The organism is Methylovorus glucosotrophus, from assembly GCF_009858335.1.
GTDB lineage: Bacteria > Pseudomonadota > Gammaproteobacteria > Burkholderiales > Methylophilaceae > Methylovorus > Methylovorus glucosotrophus.
In genome coordinates this window covers 1,857,403-1,871,816 of record NZ_VMSE01000001.1, presented here as the reverse complement: position 1 = coordinate 1,871,816, position 14,414 = coordinate 1,857,403, and the positions used below count along the sequence as shown (strand labels likewise).

General features: G+C 52.8%; 14 protein-coding genes. 11 read left to right on the top strand and 3 right to left on the bottom strand.

All coding sequences use genetic code 11. The annotated features are described in order from the left end of the window. The first annotated feature begins 60 nt into the window (after nucleotides 1-60). A complete protein-coding gene (locus FNL37_RS08675) occupies nucleotides 61-588 on the top strand; it encodes a DUF2380 domain-containing protein (protein WP_159355844.1) in 528 nt (175 codons plus the stop codon). A gap of 152 nt (nucleotides 589-740) precedes the next feature. Next, the gene (locus FNL37_RS08670) at nucleotides 741-1,517 is read left to right on the top strand and encodes a PEP-CTERM sorting domain-containing protein (protein WP_159355843.1); all 777 of its coding nucleotides are present in this window, start codon (nucleotides 741-743) and stop codon (nucleotides 1,515-1,517) included. 99 nt (nucleotides 1,518-1,616) lie between these two features. Here the strand turns inward: FNL37_RS08670 and FNL37_RS08665 are convergent, their stop codons facing one another. Then, nucleotides 1,617-1,895, bottom strand: a complete 279-nt coding sequence (locus FNL37_RS08665; protein ID WP_159355842.1) for a hypothetical protein — start codon at nucleotides 1,893-1,895, stop codon at nucleotides 1,617-1,619. Nucleotides 1,896-2,088: 193 nt separating this feature from the next. On the opposite strand from FNL37_RS08665, the gene FNL37_RS08660 reads away from it, so the two are divergent. The 3 genes from FNL37_RS08660 (at nucleotide 2,089) to FNL37_RS08650 (ending at nucleotide 4,871) form a co-directional block, all read left to right on the top strand. Next, on the top strand, nucleotides 2,089-2,574 hold the full coding sequence (locus FNL37_RS08660; RefSeq protein WP_238525859.1) for a hypothetical protein: 486 nt from the start codon (nucleotides 2,089-2,091) through the stop codon (nucleotides 2,572-2,574). Nucleotides 2,575-2,675: 101 nt separating this feature from the next. Beyond that, on the top strand, nucleotides 2,676-2,978 hold the full coding sequence (locus FNL37_RS08655; protein ID WP_015829813.1) for a DUF1840 domain-containing protein: 303 nt from the start codon (nucleotides 2,676-2,678) through the stop codon (nucleotides 2,976-2,978). A gap of 192 nt (nucleotides 2,979-3,170) precedes the next feature. Then, nucleotides 3,171-4,871 (top strand): tetratricopeptide repeat protein, encoded by a 1,701-nt coding sequence (locus tag FNL37_RS08650; RefSeq protein WP_159355841.1) that lies wholly within the window; start codon nucleotides 3,171-3,173, stop codon nucleotides 4,869-4,871. Between the two features lie 62 nt (nucleotides 4,872-4,933). On the opposite strand, the gene FNL37_RS08645 is transcribed toward FNL37_RS08650, so the two are convergent. Next, complete coding sequence (locus tag FNL37_RS08645) at nucleotides 4,934-5,110, bottom strand: PLD nuclease N-terminal domain-containing protein (protein ID WP_083801081.1); 177 nt, start codon at nucleotides 5,108-5,110, stop codon at nucleotides 4,934-4,936. Nucleotides 5,111-5,563: 453 nt separating this feature from the next. Between FNL37_RS08645 and FNL37_RS08640 the strand changes: the two genes are divergently transcribed. The 6 genes from FNL37_RS08640 to FNL37_RS08615 all read left to right on the top strand — a co-directional run bounded on the left by FNL37_RS08640 (nucleotide 5,564) and on the right by FNL37_RS08615 (nucleotide 12,348). Then, a complete protein-coding gene (locus FNL37_RS08640; RefSeq protein WP_425325805.1) occupies nucleotides 5,564-7,708 on the top strand; it encodes a TonB-dependent receptor in 2,145 nt (714 codons plus the stop codon). A gap of 69 nt (nucleotides 7,709-7,777) precedes the next feature. Continuing rightward, nucleotides 7,778-8,458, top strand: coding sequence for a Fe2+-dependent dioxygenase (locus tag FNL37_RS08635; protein ID WP_159355839.1), 681 nt, complete (start codon nucleotides 7,778-7,780; stop codon nucleotides 8,456-8,458). Between the two features lie 14 nt (nucleotides 8,459-8,472). After that, nucleotides 8,473-8,745, top strand: a complete 273-nt coding sequence (locus FNL37_RS08630) for a PepSY domain-containing protein (RefSeq protein WP_159355838.1) — start codon at nucleotides 8,473-8,475, stop codon at nucleotides 8,743-8,745. Nucleotides 8,746-8,747: 2 nt separating this feature from the next. Further along, on the top strand, nucleotides 8,748-9,251 hold the full coding sequence (locus FNL37_RS08625; RefSeq protein WP_159355837.1) for a cytochrome b/b6 domain-containing protein: 504 nt from the start codon (nucleotides 8,748-8,750) through the stop codon (nucleotides 9,249-9,251). Nucleotides 9,252-9,338: 87 nt separating this feature from the next. After that, entirely contained in the window at nucleotides 9,339-10,031 is a 693-nt protein-coding gene (locus FNL37_RS08620; RefSeq protein ID WP_159355836.1) for a PepSY-associated TM helix domain-containing protein, read from the top strand. A gap of 214 nt (nucleotides 10,032-10,245) precedes the next feature. After that, nucleotides 10,246-12,348 (top strand): TonB-dependent receptor, encoded by a 2,103-nt coding sequence (locus tag FNL37_RS08615; RefSeq protein WP_159355835.1) that lies wholly within the window; start codon nucleotides 10,246-10,248, stop codon nucleotides 12,346-12,348. 97 nt (nucleotides 12,349-12,445) lie between these two features. Here FNL37_RS08615 and FNL37_RS08610 read toward each other — a convergent pair whose 3' ends face one another. Beyond that, on the bottom strand, nucleotides 12,446-14,353 hold the full coding sequence (locus FNL37_RS08610) for an ATP-binding cassette domain-containing protein (protein ID WP_159355834.1): 1,908 nt from the start codon (nucleotides 14,351-14,353) through the stop codon (nucleotides 12,446-12,448). Nucleotides 14,354-14,414 lie beyond the last annotated feature (61 nt).

The window sequence follows — 14,414 nt, the reverse complement described above, 5'->3', positions numbered from 1 at the left end:
ACCTGAGTAAGTACCTCTTTCCTGGTTTTTTCACCGCAGTGACTCTCAAGGTATTCCCACATGAAGCGTTTTTTCACCGTCCTCGGCTTGTGCTGTTGCCTCAGCCTTTCCGTTAGCAGCGCCCAGGCAGAGCCTCGTCCCAAGGTCATGGCGCTGGATTTTCAGCTGAATGACATGACGGATATCCCGAATGCCCCGGAAGAGCTGGAGCGCATAGCGCTGCTGTCGTCAGCGTTTCATGAAAAGCTTGCCGAGAAGGATATTGACCTTGTCCCGCCGAATGAGGCGATCAAGGCGGCCATGGCAAGCCAGTCTGCTACCTATCTTTATAACAACATCGAGAATGCAGCAAGGCTGGCAGAGGGAAGTGGGGCGGATTATCTGCTGATTGGTGTGGCTTTGAAGCCAACCTATCTCTTTGTGTACCCGAGATTGCTCTTGGTGGATATCAAAACCCATCAAGTGCTCATGTCCAAATCCTCGCAGCTGGAAAGCTCCTGGACTGATCGCAACACGACCATACGCACTGCAGCCAACCTTGCCCAGGTCGTCAAAGACAGGCTATTGAAACTGGAGAATGCACAGTAAAGTATACCTCGCTTGCGAGCGTATCGACGAGTCAGGCTGACGCGGCCGTATTGTACTGAAGTACAGGTGTACCACGGTACAATGGTCGCCCTATCGCTCGTTCCCTAGAATGGCTTCCAACAATCATTCAACAACAACGGGGAACGAAAATCATGAATAAATTCAAAATCGGCTTGATGGTGGCGCTGGCTGTATTCAGCCTGAATGCATCTGCTAACAACTCTGGCAAGGGTGACAAGAACGAGCGTGATGGCAAGTACAGTACTTCACACGATGGTTGCGCGGTATGTGATCCTGATAACAGCATTTTTGGTTCGGATTTCAAGGATGGCAAAAGCACGCAAACTTTCAAAAACTTCATTCCTGATACCGATGCCACGTTCACTGCTGTTGGTGGCAAGTTCGAGAAGAAAACCCAGGCGGGTTACACCGGTGTAGGTATCTCCGGCAAGACCTCAGGTGAAATCGACATTGGTGAACGCATTGATGTTTCATTCACCAAGAACATCATCATTACGAATATCACGCTGGGCTTGCTGTTTGATGGTCCTGAGTATGGTGATGTCAATGAAAAGGCCAAGATCACCGCGACTTTCCTGGATGGCACCAAACAAGATTACTTCTTGACGGCTGTTGGCATCAAAACGGCTGACTGGACTGGCCCAGGTTCAGTCACGAACTTGAGCCCAGCAACGGATAAGGGTGCTGCGCTGTGGGCGATTGCCAATCCATTCGGCAACAAGCAAGTAAGTGCGCTTTCGTTCACCGCCGTAGCAGGTCTGTGTGGTAGCGGCAAATGCAACAACCAGTCTGACTACGTTCTGCACTGCATCTCGGCCGTACCAGAGCCTTCTACCTACGCCATGATGATGGCAGGCATTGCAGCTGTTGGCTTCAGTGCTCGTCGCAAGGCTAACAAGCAAGCGTAATCTGGCAGTAAGTACACATAAAAAAGGCTCCCATGTGGAGCCTTTTTTATTTACGCGATTTATTAATTACGCATCACATCTCACAGTAACTCGCAGCGATCAATAGCTGCTGCCACTGTTTTCTTTCTGCATATCGCGCGACTTGTTGGCTTTGCTTTCTGTTTCGGATTTCTTTTTCAGCTTTTGAATATCATTGCCACTGCCGGTAGATGTGCCATCTTGAGAGGGCTGCTTGGCGTTATGGTCTGTATTGTGGGACTTTTCCATTTGCTCTGGTGGTGTCGTCGTAGTGGAGTTGCCTTGTGTAGATTCTGCGAACGAAATGGTGCTGCTTACAAGCAGCATTACACTGCATAGCATGCTGACAATAAGTTTCATGATGATCTCCTTGGTAGTTTGTAGTTATTGCTTGGTGCACCTTCAAGGTAAGGTATGGCTCCTGGCGTCAGCATCCGCTAATGGCTTAATTCCATGTAGGAATTATTGACGCGACGGGCTTCTGTCAGTGCTTTCTGACATCAAAATCAGGGCTTGACCGATCATGCGTGCCACGATGCATAAGCAATAATCTATGCAACCAGTCCCGCGCATGGTTCGCGCCATGGGGCGGCTGATTTATCCACATCTACTTTATCCATATCTACTAGGGGTTAGCATGTCAAAGTCCGGGGTTGCACGCGAGGATGTCATTGATTTTGTAATGAGCTGCGAAAATGTATTTCGCTTGGGTATTTACGAAAAAAGACGTCTTGATGAACTGGATGCGTTTGCCGTGCAAAAAAAGATGGCACACTACCTGCGCTTGGCTACCGATCCACGCCTGCTAAGGATTTATCCAGAGGCGGCAGCAAAACAAAAATGCATATTGATTGATCTCGATGCGATGCCTTGCGCCTACGTAATGGAAGTGCTGGGGCAGTGGAGTTCACGTGCTGTGGCTTCCAAGGTGGCTGTGGAAGTCAGCGTGGCGGGCGAACTGGTACTGAACACACGGCCGCAAGTCGTCACCACAGGCAAGCCCCGCCGACGCGTTACGGCAACTTCTGTCGCCCTCTAAGACAAGGATTCACGTGAGCAGGCAATAACCATGCATTCCAACCGCAGGGCGCATTAGCCCAAGCGGTGCATCAACAAAAACAAGATAAAAGGTAAAGACGGATGATAACTTTTTCGACAGATCGTTATAGTGATATCAGCATGTTCAACGAGGTTGCCCATCAGCTTCTGAGTTTGATCGGGCACAGTGGTACGGTGCCCGGGGCAATATTGGCTGAAGACGTGCCTGCAGCCCTGCAACGATTGAAACAGGCAACCGAAGGCGATACCGAAGTGATCGCAGGTGCGGACGATGGAGATGACGGTGGTGAGGGCGCGGGTGTTAGTCTCAAGAATCGAGCACTGCCATTGATTGCGCTATTTGAATCCGCCCAGCAAAATAAAAGTAACGTCATGTGGCGCTGATTCTCGTGATTTCGCCAACCTTGTTTTATCCCTGAAAATTCATTTCTTCCGACCTTCTTCATAAGCGATTTGTCTTAGCATTAACCCGGTTATAACGACTAGACTATACTGTCTAGACTAAACGACGGCATTGCGCTAATCTTTGGACGGTTTACCCAGTGCCTGGCGTGGCAAGTACAAGGGAATGTAGAGATGAAAACCGGATTTCAACAGGCGAGACAGCCTGGCCAGAGTGAGATGCAAGCGTTAATCGGGCTTTTAAATGCGGGGCATATGCCGCAGGCGGAGGCGACGGCGAGATCCATGTTGCGTCAATATCCACAGACGCTGATGCTGCACAATGTGCTCGGCATCGCCTTGGAGTCGCAGCAAAAATACGCCGATGCAGCAGCCAGTTATCGAAGTGCGATTGCGCTTGAACCCAAAATCGCTGAAATACATTTCAACCTTGGCGTGGTGCTGGGGCATTTGGGCCGCATGGACGAGGCCATTGCTTCCTATCGCAAAGCCATCTCCCTGAAACCTGATCTTGCAGTTGCTTATTTCAACCTGGGCTTTGCCTTGCAAACCCTGGGGCGTTATGAAGAAGCCATCCCCAGTTATCGCAAAGCGGCGGCCATGCAGCCCACGTTTTATGAAGCACATGGCAATCTGGGTACGGTGTTGCAGAAGCAGGGCAAGATGGAAGATGCCATTGCCAGTTACCGCAAGGCACTTGAGATCCATGCAGATCCGCGTGGTTACTTTAATCTCGCCACCGCATTGCGCGATCACGGTCAGTTGGAAGATGCCGTAACGGCATACCGCTCGGCGCTGCGCATGCAGCCTGATTATGTTGATGCCTGGAACAACCTGGGTGAGGCACTGCGCGATCAGGGCAATATGGATGAGGCAGTCAAAGCCTATCAGCATGCCTTGAGTCTGGATGCAGCGCATGCTGCCGCCAACTACAATCTGGCCGAGTTTTTATATCTTGCGCGTGAATATGCCCAGGCAATACCTTATTTTGAGCGCTCGCAGTTGGGCGATTGGCAAGAGCGCATCCTGTACTGCCTTTATAAATCCGAGCAGTTTGATGCATTCAAGGCGCGCTTGCCCCAGGTCATGGGCGATACCCATGCCTCGCCTTTCCTGGCGACCTTGTCTACGCATTACGCGACCAACTTTGGCGTGCCAGATCCCTATCGCTTTTGCCCGCAGCCCATGGAGTATGTCTTCCATAGCCGCATCGCTCCTCTGGCCGAGCAGGACAGCAGTTTGCTGAATGCGCTGCTGAAAGATATTACCCTCACCGAAATTGCCGAGCGCAAGCAGGGCCGGCTACATCATGGCATACAGTCGGCGGGCAATCTGTTCAAACGCTCCGAAGCTTCTTTTAAAACCCTGGCGCAGCTGATCAAACAGCAAGTACAGGCATTCCGTGAGCGCTATGCCGGACAGGATTGCGAATTGATTGAAGGCTTCCCGGATGACATCGAGTTCACCAGTTCCTGGTACGTGAAAATGCAAAAAGGCGGACATCTCACCTCGCATATCCACGAGATCGGCTGGCTCAGCGGCTGTGTTTACCTGGCAATCCCTAAGGAAAAACAGGGCGAGCATGATGGCAGTATTGAGTTCAGTACGGATGGGGACGAATACCCACGCCAGCATGATGATTTCCCGGTGAAGGTGATCGCGCCGCAAGTGGGCGATATTGTGCTGTTCCCTTCGTCACTCTTTCATCGCACCATCCCGTTCAGTTCTAATGAAGAGCGTATTTGTGTCGCTTTTGATATCAAGCCCAAGGTCGCCAAGGTGGGGGCCGCCGTCACCATGACCGTCGCCTGGATGGCGATCACCTTCGCCGATATCCTTGAAGTAGGGGTTGTCTCACTGCGATATGCCATATAAACAACGATGAGCATAAAAAAGCCGGGAAATTTTCCCCGGCTTTTTTATGCATGCAAATCCGCTTACACCTTTTTGCCGCCTGGCCCGGCCAGATACCAGACAATCAGACCCAAGACCGGGAATACCAGCACACCCAGTATCCACAACAGCTTGGCGACAGTATCCGCTGAACTTTGCGCAATTTTGATAATGGCAAAAATGTCGGCGATCAAAATCAGAATTCCGATGATGCTGCTCAATTTATTTCCCCTTTTTTGTAAGTGTTGGTGCCAGTCATCATAAGCATAAGCCAGTGTAGTGGCTATCGGCTTCTATCCTATGTCCTTGTAGGACAGAAAAGGACAGCTGTTATGTGGCTTTTAGGCCACGGAGACATCGCAAGCTGTTGTTTTGATATGTGACGGGCTTCACGGATTAGACATGTTTTGTGTTGTGTTTCTGCAACAAGTCCCAACTCTTTACTTTATTTAACGAATGGTAATCGTTATCATTAACATAATCGCAAGCCAATAGCCATGCTTAAAGCCAGCCACTTTCAATCAAACATCAATAACTTTTAAAAGGAATACGCTATGGTTCTATCAAAAGGGTCAATCCTTTCCAGCCTGACTCCGAATGCTGGAAAGACTTCAATATCTATTTGTTCCGCTTCCCGGGTTTTCCCAGTGGGCGCCATGATGGCTTCCTTGCTGATGGCAACACCTGCGTTTGCTGCCGAGACAACCGCTGCTGCACAGACAGCAGCCAGCGAAACCGCACAAGAGTTGCCTGTCGTTAAGGTGAGTGATACCGCCGATAAGAAAGAAAAAGATGGCTATCAGGCAACCAAGACTCGCGTGGGCAAGATGCTGCAGGATCCTCAGGATGTACCGCAGGCGGTAACTTCCGTAACTCGCAAGTTGATGGATGAGCAACAGGTTGGTTCTCTCCGTGAGGCGTTACGCAACGTTTCTGGCTTGACTTTCAATGCTGCGGAAGGTGGTAGAGCTGGTGATAACATGATGTTGCGTGGTTTTTATACTTTCGGGGATATTTACCTTGATGGAATCCGCGATACTGCACAATACAATCGTGAAACATTCAATCTTGAGCAAGTGGATGTATTGCGTGGGTCCGCAGCGATGCTGTTTGGTCGTGGCCAGGCGGGTGGCGTGATCAACCAAGTCACCAAAATGGCCAAGCTTGAGGATGAAAACCGTATTACAGGAAGTCTGGGGACTTACGATTACCGTCAGTTCACTGGCGACTTCAACAAGCAGTTGACCGAGACAGCGGCGATTCGTGTAAATGTCATGGATCGCTACGAAGAGACGTACCGCAAAAATCCTGCAAATGGGGATAGACCTTCATTAGATCGTGAAGGTATTGCAGTAAGCTTTGGTGCCGGGATTGGTACTGATAATGAGTTGTTCTTGAACCATGTATATACACAGACGCGCGATGTGCCTGATTATGGGATCAATTTCGTGAATGGTCGCCCTATTAATCGAGCCGTGGCTGGTGGCACCATCAACGATAGCACTTTCTATGGCGGTAACAAGAACTTCGATAATAGTGATACCCGCATCAGTACTGCGATTTTCACGCATAAGTTCAATGACGATACGCAAATTCGTACCCAATTGCGCCATGCGGATTATGAACGTGCATATTGGGCAAAAACCCCAAGTGCGACTCTCTTGCCTACGGATACTCTTGGCGTTGGCGGTAATGTCACACGAAAAATGGACTACGAGACATTGACCTTACAGTCTGACTTCATTACCAAGTTTAATCTCGCTGGCATGAAGCACCAATTTTTGACCGGTATCGAATATTTGAAGGAAGACTCATATCGCCAAGCCTTGCGTAACCTCGGTACAACCGCTAATCCTTATTACACCAGCAGCCAGGTAACAGGTGCAGCAACTAAATTCAAGGCTGATAACTATGCATTGTATGTGCAAGATAGCATCGAATTCATTCCCAAATGGGAGGTGTTACTCGGTGTGCGGCGCGATGAGATGCGCGCCGATTACTCTAGCGCGACTTCACCTAGCCTGAGCTACGGGGAAAACAGCTACCGTACAGGACTCTCATGGCATCAGAATGATGCAACCCACTATTATCTTAGTTGGAGCGACTCATTCAGCCCAACAGCGGATTTGTATCAATTGACGGTGACTCCTCTTCCGCCTGAAAGAAGCAAGACGGCCGAACTGGGCGGCAAGTGGCTATTCCTTGATGGTGATTTATCCTTCCGTACAGCAATCTATCGCACGACCAAGGACTGGGAGCGCAGTACTGATCTGGAGTCCACGGCTTCTGTCCTTACCAAGAAGCGTCGTACCGATGGTATTGAGTTTGAAGTGGCTGGCCGGGTCACGGACAATTGGGAAGTCTTCAGCGGCCTTGCCTTTATGGATGCCAAAATTCTGGAGGTGGCAGAAAACGTCAACGCGAATACGGGGGTAATCACTTCTGCGGATCCGCGATTCAAAGGTCAACGGGCACGCAATACTCCACCCGTCACGTTCAATATGTGGACGACGTATACATTTGCGGAGAATTGGAAAGTCGGCGGTGGCTTCGAAGCAAAAGGCGAACGTTATGGTTATAACCCATCCACGACCAATGCAAGTGCAATTTTCCCAAATGGTGAATTTACGCCAAACAAGCTGCCCGGCTATACTCGCTGGGATGCCATGGTGGCCTACGAGCAACCCAAATGGGCAGTGCGTTTGAATGTGAAGAACTTGTTCGACAAAGAGTATTATGATGCCATTTACGATAACGGTGGCTTCTCCGTCCCTGGTAATCGCAGACAGGCAATCCTGACGACAGAGTTGAAGTTCTAGTCTCTTGTTCGTTCCCAGCAAAGCCGGATAATTTCCGGCTTTGCTGCATTTACAGAATAGGTTTTCAAGATGCTGTTACATATTCCCCGGGTCCTCAATGCTGAAGAGCTCGCGCATATGCGTCAGATTCTCTCAGCGGCCACATGGACTGACGGCAAAGTCACCGCTGGCACCCAGTCTGAGCAGGTCAAACGCAATATCCAGCTACCGGAAACCTCCGCCGAAGCGGAGCAGGCGCGGCAGATCGTGCTCAAGGCGCTTAGTCGCAATGCCTTGTTTTTCTCTGCAGCATTACCCAAGAAAATCTATCCGCCATTGTTCAATCAATACCGCGAAGGTATGGATTTTGGTGCGCATATCGATAACTCCGTGAGAACCCACGCCATCTCTGGCATGCACGTGCGTACCGATATTTCCTGCACCTTGTTTATTGCCGACCCGGAGAGTTACGAGGGTGGGGAACTGGTGATTGAAGATACCTATGGTCACCAGATGGTCAAGCTGCCAGCGGGCGATATGGTGCTGTATCCCGGCACCAGTTTGCATCATGTGCGGCCTGTTACCCAGGGCGCGCGTCTGGCGAGTTTTTTCTGGATACAAAGCATGATCCGTGAAGATGCCCAGCGCACACTGCTGTTTGATATGGATGCCGCGATTGCGACCCTGCGTGAACAGGTGGGGGATAACGCGGCCGTTATACGATTAACCGGCAATTATCACAATCTGATCCGGATGTGGGCCGATACCTGAGGAGTGAATATTTGATGAAATTACGTACATGGAGCCTGGGTGCTCTTCTGCTGTTGTCGACCATGCATGCGTGGGCGGCGGCCAATTGTCCTGCTTACCCCAAAGAGGAGTGGGCATCTGAAGATACCTTGAAACAAGCATTGGCGGATGAAGGCTACAAGATCAAGAAATTCAAGATTGACGGCAATTGCTACGAAATCTACGGCTGGAACAAGGAAGGCAAAAAGGTCGAGATTTATTTCGACATGAAAACCTTCGTCATCATTAAAGCGGAAGTGGAGCGTTAAGCTTGCGTGACGGGGCTGTCTGGCCTTGGTTCGTGAGGCTGACCCACTGGCTGGTGGCGGCTATCGTCGTGGTGAACTGGTTTAATGAAACCGGTGAGTGGCATCGCAATTTGGGCTATGCCGCGGTGGTTATGGTGGTTGCCAGGGTGATGTATGGCCTGTTGACTTCCGTCCAGATGGCACGCTTTTATTGGCCGGGTGGCAGGCAGCTGAGTATGCATATCCAATCCATCATGCATCGGCGGGCGGAGCATCATGTGGGGCATAATCCCCTCGGGCAATGGGCGGTCTATCTGATGTGGCTATTGCTCGCCATGCTGGCCCTGACAGGCTGGGTAAGCCGTACCGATGCATTTTGGGGTGAGGATTGGCCGGTTGTATGGCATGGCTATTTGTCCTCTTGCCTGCAGGTCCTAGTGCTTGTGCATGTGGCTGCAGTGCTGCTGATGTCCCGCATTCAGCGCACCAATCTCATTAAAGGCATGCTCCTGCGCAAAAAAATGTAAATGTCCACGCCTGCGTCTGGCTGCCTCTTCCCGATAGCAGCCGGGCACGTTAGTTTATGCACCTCTTTTTTCGTTGATATTTTTCCCATGCAAAAAACACTCGCACAACAAAACGCACAACGCGGCCGTACCCTCCGCCTGTTAAGAAAAATCCATGGCTGGCTTGGCCTCTGGGGCGCCGTATTGGGGCTCTTGTTTGGACTCACGGGTTTCTTGCTCAATCATCGTGCCGTCATGAAGATTCCGGCCGCGCAGATGGAAGAAAGTGAAATCCAGCTCAGCGTGCCGCAGCCTTATCCGCAAAATGCGAAAGCGTTTACCGCGTTTGTGCAGCAGGCGCTGGACATTCAACATGATCCATTGGAGCGCAAGCCACGTAAAGGGGATAAGGACAAGGGCGCGCAAGGGTCGGTGATGCGCGAAAAAGGCGAGCATGACGCTCGCTTCATGGGGCGCGACATGTCGCAACCTGCGAAATGGGAAGTGGAGTTTCGCATGCCGCAAATGCGTATTCGCGCCGAGTATATTGCCGGAAATCAGTTTGCGACCATTCATCGCGAAGATGCCAATGCCTGGGCATACATCATGAACATGCACAAAGGCGTGGGGGCCAATGTAGCCTGGGTGTTGCTGGCAGATACCATCGCAGGTGCCATGATCGTGCTTTCGATTACCGGCGTATTGCTGTGGACCAAAATGCGTCAATCACGCCTGGTCATGGCAGGCCTGATTAGCGCTTCTCTGGTGGCCACTATCTGGGCTGCGCTTGGCATGTTGTAGCGCACCTTGACCGTTGCAGGCTGTATCGCAGCCTGACTGAAAATGCACACAACCTTTGGGCGTGTGCTTTTTTTATGCCTGCGTTCAAGGCCACTTATTCATGTGCAAGAAATGCGATGCAATCCATTCAGCGATTGCCAGCGGGGGAAAATCTTTACTACAATTTACAATTGTAAACAATTATCAATATCACAATAGGTAAAGATTTCCCCATATGCATCCTCACGCGACTCCTTGCTTTCCCGTTAAAACCCTCTGTCTGATGCTGGCGGCATTGCCTGCCATTGCCTATGCAGAAGAAGCCACCACGACACTGCCCCAGGTGGAGGTCACGTCCAATAAAGTGACCGAACCCGCCAAGACCGATGGCTATGTCACCAAGTCCAGCACCACGGCCACCAAAACCAATACGCCGCTGAAAGACGTACCGCAGGCCGTGACCGTGGTCAGCCAGTCGCAAATCAAGGATCAGGCCATCCGCAGCATGGAAGATGCCATACGCTACACCCCGGGAGTGGGCATGGCGCAGGGTGAGGGCAATCGCGATACCGTCGTGTTTCGCGGCAATGCCAGTACGGGTGACTTTTTCCTCGATGGCGTCAGGGATGATGTTCAGTACTACCGGGATTTTTATAACATTGAAAGCGTGGAAGTATTGCGCGGCGCCAATGGCATGATCTTTGGGCGTGGCGGCGCCGGTGGTGTGGTCAATCGCGTCAGCAAGGAGGCGGGCTGGGATCCCGTGCGCGAGATTTCGCTGCAAGCGGGTTCGTATGACCAGCGTCGAGGCAGCATTGATATCGGGCAGGCCATCAATGAAGCGGCGGCTTTCCGCCTGAATGCGATGGTAGAAAATGCCGATAGCTACCGCGATGGCGTGTCATTGCGCCGTTACGGCATCAACCCGACCGTGACGCTGTTCCCAACTGAGAAAACCAAAGTCGTGCTCAGCGCGGAGTATTTCACCGACCACCGCACGGCAGACCGGGGCATTCCTTCACAAAATGGCCGGCCATTTGCCACCAACGAGTCGACTTTCTTCGGCAATGCCGCCAAGAGCCCCACGGAAATTGAAGCCCAGAACTACAGCGCACTGGTCGAACACAGCTTTGACAACGGCGTGTTACTGAGAAACCGCACGCGCTATTCCGACTTCGACAAGTATTACCAGAACGTGTTTGCCAACAGCGCCGTGGATGCCAGCGGCAACTACACCGTCGCCGCCTATCGCGATGATACCCAGCGCGAAAATCTGTTCAACCAGACCGACTTGCTCTATACCCTCAAGCAGGGTGCGGTCACCCACAAGCTGTTGGTCGGCATGGAGCTTGGCCGGCAGGACACCGATAACGTCCGCTACAGACCCAACTCCACCGGCACACTGACCACGACGCAGTCGGCGCAGAATCCTGTATTCAATGGCCCGATTAGCTTTACCAACCTGCAAACTCGCAACCGCAGCCAGGTGGATGTGGCCGCGTTTTACCTGCAGGATCAGATTATCCTGAACCCGCAGTGGCAAGTGATTGTGGGCGCGCGTCTGGATAAATTCGATGTCGATTTCAAAAATCAGATTTCCGGTCAGAAAATCAAATCCGACGACGATCTTTTCTCGCCGCGTGCGGGCCTGATCTACAAGCCTGTTGAGCCTGTGTCTCTGTATGCCAGTTACAGCCAGTCCTATGTGCCACGCGCAGGCGACCAGCTGACCTCGCTGACAGTGGTGACCAGCACCTTTGACCCGGAAAAATTCAAGAACACCGAAGTCGGTGCCAAGTGGGAAGTAAAACCGGGGCTGGAGATCAATGCGGCCATTTTCAAGCTGGAGCGCACCAATGTCGCAGTTTCGACCAGTGCAACTACGTCAGCGCTGGTCGATGGTCAGGACACCAAGGGCTTTGAACTGAGTGCCCTGGGCCGTATCACCGACAAGTGGAATGTGATTGGCGCCTATACCCTGCAAAAAGCCGAGCTGGTCGACACCACTAGCGTCGGCGCCAATGGTGCCAGCGCACCCAATACGCCGCGCAATACCTTCTCCCTATGGAACCGCTACGACATCAATGAAACTTGGGGTGTCGCGCTGGGGGCGATAAGCCGTAGCGAGATGTACACCTCGTTTGACAACACCGTGCAGCTGCCGGGCTACACGCGCTTTGACGGCGCGGTTTACGCCAAACTCGATAAAAACCTGCGCCTGCAGGTCAATATCGAGAATATCCTGAACAAGGAGTATTACCTGTACGCCCACAACAATAACAACATCACGCCGGGTTCGCCTACGGCGGCGCGTGCCACTCTGATCTACAATTTCTGATCGGGTGTTCCGTACTGGCAGGCGTGAGGGACTGCCAATAAAAAAAGCACACGCATTTCCACGTGTGCTTTTTTATTGCCTGCAAATGGAGCGGAGTTTAACGCTTGCTTTCCAGCTCTTCCCAGCGCTGCATGGCGGCATCGATGGCTGAAGCCAGCTCATCCAGCCGCGCTTGCAGGGTTTTGACCTGCTCGGGGTTTTCGCGGTAAAGGTCCGGGCTGGCGAGCGATACATTGATCTCGGCCTGTTCCTGTTCCAGCTGCTCAATACGGCCGGGCAGCTCTTCCAGTTCGCGGTTTTCCTTGAAGCTCAGGCGATTGGCCGCCGGTTTGGCCGCGGCAGGTTTTGCAGCGGCTGGTGCGCTGGCAGCCCGGGTTTTCTCGGCAGCCAGGTTGGCTGCCTGCTGTTGCTTGTAGCGATACCAGTCGTCATAGCCGCCGCCAAACTCATCCAGTACGCCATGGCCTTCAAACGCAATCACCTGGGTGACAGTGTTTTCCAGGAAGGCTCTATCGTGGCTGACCAGAAACAGCGTGCCTTCAAACTCCTGCAGCAGGTTTTCCAACAACTCCAGGGTGTCGATATCCAGATCGTTGGTGGGTTCGTCCAGCACCAGCACATTGGCCGGGCGCGCAAACAGGCGCGCCAGCAACAGGCGGTTGCGCTCGCCACCGGAGTGCGATTTCACCGGCGAGCGCGAGCGCTGCGGCGGGAACAGAAAGTCTTCCAGATAACTGATGACATGCTTGCGCTCATTGCCGATCTGCACGAATTCGGAGCCGGGGCTGATGGTGTCGGCCAGCGTGGCTTCCTCATCCAGCTGCTCGCGCATCTGGTCAAAATACGCCACGTTGAGATTGGTGCCGCGCTGTATGGTGCCGCTATCGGGTTCCAGCTCGCCCAGTATCATCTTGAGCAGGGTGGATTTACCCGCGCCATTCGGGCCCAACAGGCCGATGCGGTCGCCCCGCAGAATGCGCGTGCTGAAATCCTTGACCAGCACCTTGTCGCCATAGGCTTTGTTCACATGCTCCAGCTCGGCCACCAGCTTGCCCGAGCGTTCACCACTATCCAGCGTCAGCTTGACGTTGCCCTGGCGCTCGCGGCGCGCAGCCCGCTCCAGACGCAGCTGTTCCAGACGTCGCACGCGACCTTCATTGCGGGTACGGCGCGCCTTGATGCCCTGGCGTATCCAGGCTTCTTCCTGCGCCAATACCTTGTCAAACTTGGCAGCATGCGTGGCTTCTACCGCCAGCAGCTCTTCCTTTTTCACCAGATACTGGGTGTAGTTGCCAATAAAATCCGTGAGATGGCCGCGGTCCAGCTCCACAATGCGCGTCGCCAGCCGATCCAGGAAGCGGCGATCGTGGGTAATGAACAACACGCTGCCCTGAAAGCCGAGCAACAGCTCTTCCAGCCACTCAATCGCGGCAAAATCCAGGTGGTTGGTCGGTTCATCCAGCAGCAGCACTTCCGGCTCCGCGACCAGGGCGCGGCCCAGGGCCACGCGCTTGCGCCAGCCGCCGGAGAGGGTGGAGATCAAGGCATCGGGGTCTAATTCCAGACGGCTCAGCGCTGCATCTACCTTGCTCTGCGACTGCCAGCCCTGACGGGCATCGAGTTCGTGCTGCAAGACTTGCATGCGGGCCATCAGCTGATCAAGGTCAGCATCGGGGTTGCCCATGCTGTGCGATACCTGGTGGTATTCCAGCAGAATTTTCTGCAGGTCGCCCAGGCCTTCGGCCACGGCTTCAAACACGGTGTGGGTCGGCTCCAGTACTGGTTCCTGCGGCACATAGGCCACGCGCGCATTGGGCGCGCGCCACAGGGTGCCGTCGTCCAGTTTGCTGTCGCCAGCAATGACTTTCAGCAGGCTGGATTTGCCAGCCCCGTTGCGGCCAATCAGGCCGACACGTTCACCGGGGTCCAGCTGAAAATCGGCGTGATCAAGAAGAGGGTAATGTCCATAAGCCAGGCTGGCTTGGTCGAGCGTTATATAAGGCATGCCGCATTTTAACAGGTTGCAGCGCGCATGCGCCTGTTGCGGCGATGTTTGCCACGGTAAT

Coding starts and splice junctions, on each gene's coding strand:
- FNL37_RS08630 (WP_159355838.1), top strand. CDS start 8,473: ATGAAATTACGTACATGGAGCCTGGGTGCTCTTCTGCTGTTGTCGACC.
- FNL37_RS08615 (WP_159355835.1), top strand. CDS start 10,246: ATGCATCCTCACGCGACTCCTTGCTTTCCCGTTAAAACCCTCTGTCTG.
- FNL37_RS08635 (WP_159355839.1), top strand. CDS start 7,778: ATGCTGTTACATATTCCCCGGGTCCTCAATGCTGAAGAGCTCGCGCAT.
- FNL37_RS08670 (WP_159355843.1), top strand. CDS start 741: ATGAATAAATTCAAAATCGGCTTGATGGTGGCGCTGGCTGTATTCAGC.
- FNL37_RS08620 (WP_159355836.1), top strand. CDS start 9,339: ATGCAAAAAACACTCGCACAACAAAACGCACAACGCGGCCGTACCCTC.
- FNL37_RS08665 (WP_159355842.1), bottom strand. CDS start 1,895: ATGAAACTTATTGTCAGCATGCTATGCAGTGTAATGCTGCTTGTAAGC.
- FNL37_RS08675 (WP_159355844.1), top strand. CDS start 61: ATGAAGCGTTTTTTCACCGTCCTCGGCTTGTGCTGTTGCCTCAGCCTT.
- FNL37_RS08650 (WP_159355841.1), top strand. CDS start 3,171: ATGAAAACCGGATTTCAACAGGCGAGACAGCCTGGCCAGAGTGAGATG.
- FNL37_RS08660 (WP_238525859.1), top strand. CDS start 2,089: ATGCAACCAGTCCCGCGCATGGTTCGCGCCATGGGGCGGCTGATTTAT.
- FNL37_RS08610 (WP_159355834.1), bottom strand. CDS start 14,353: ATGCCTTATATAACGCTCGACCAAGCCAGCCTGGCTTATGGACATTAC.
- FNL37_RS08640 (WP_425325805.1), top strand. CDS start 5,564: ATGGCAACACCTGCGTTTGCTGCCGAGACAACCGCTGCTGCACAGACA.
- FNL37_RS08655 (WP_015829813.1), top strand. CDS start 2,676: ATGATAACTTTTTCGACAGATCGTTATAGTGATATCAGCATGTTCAAC.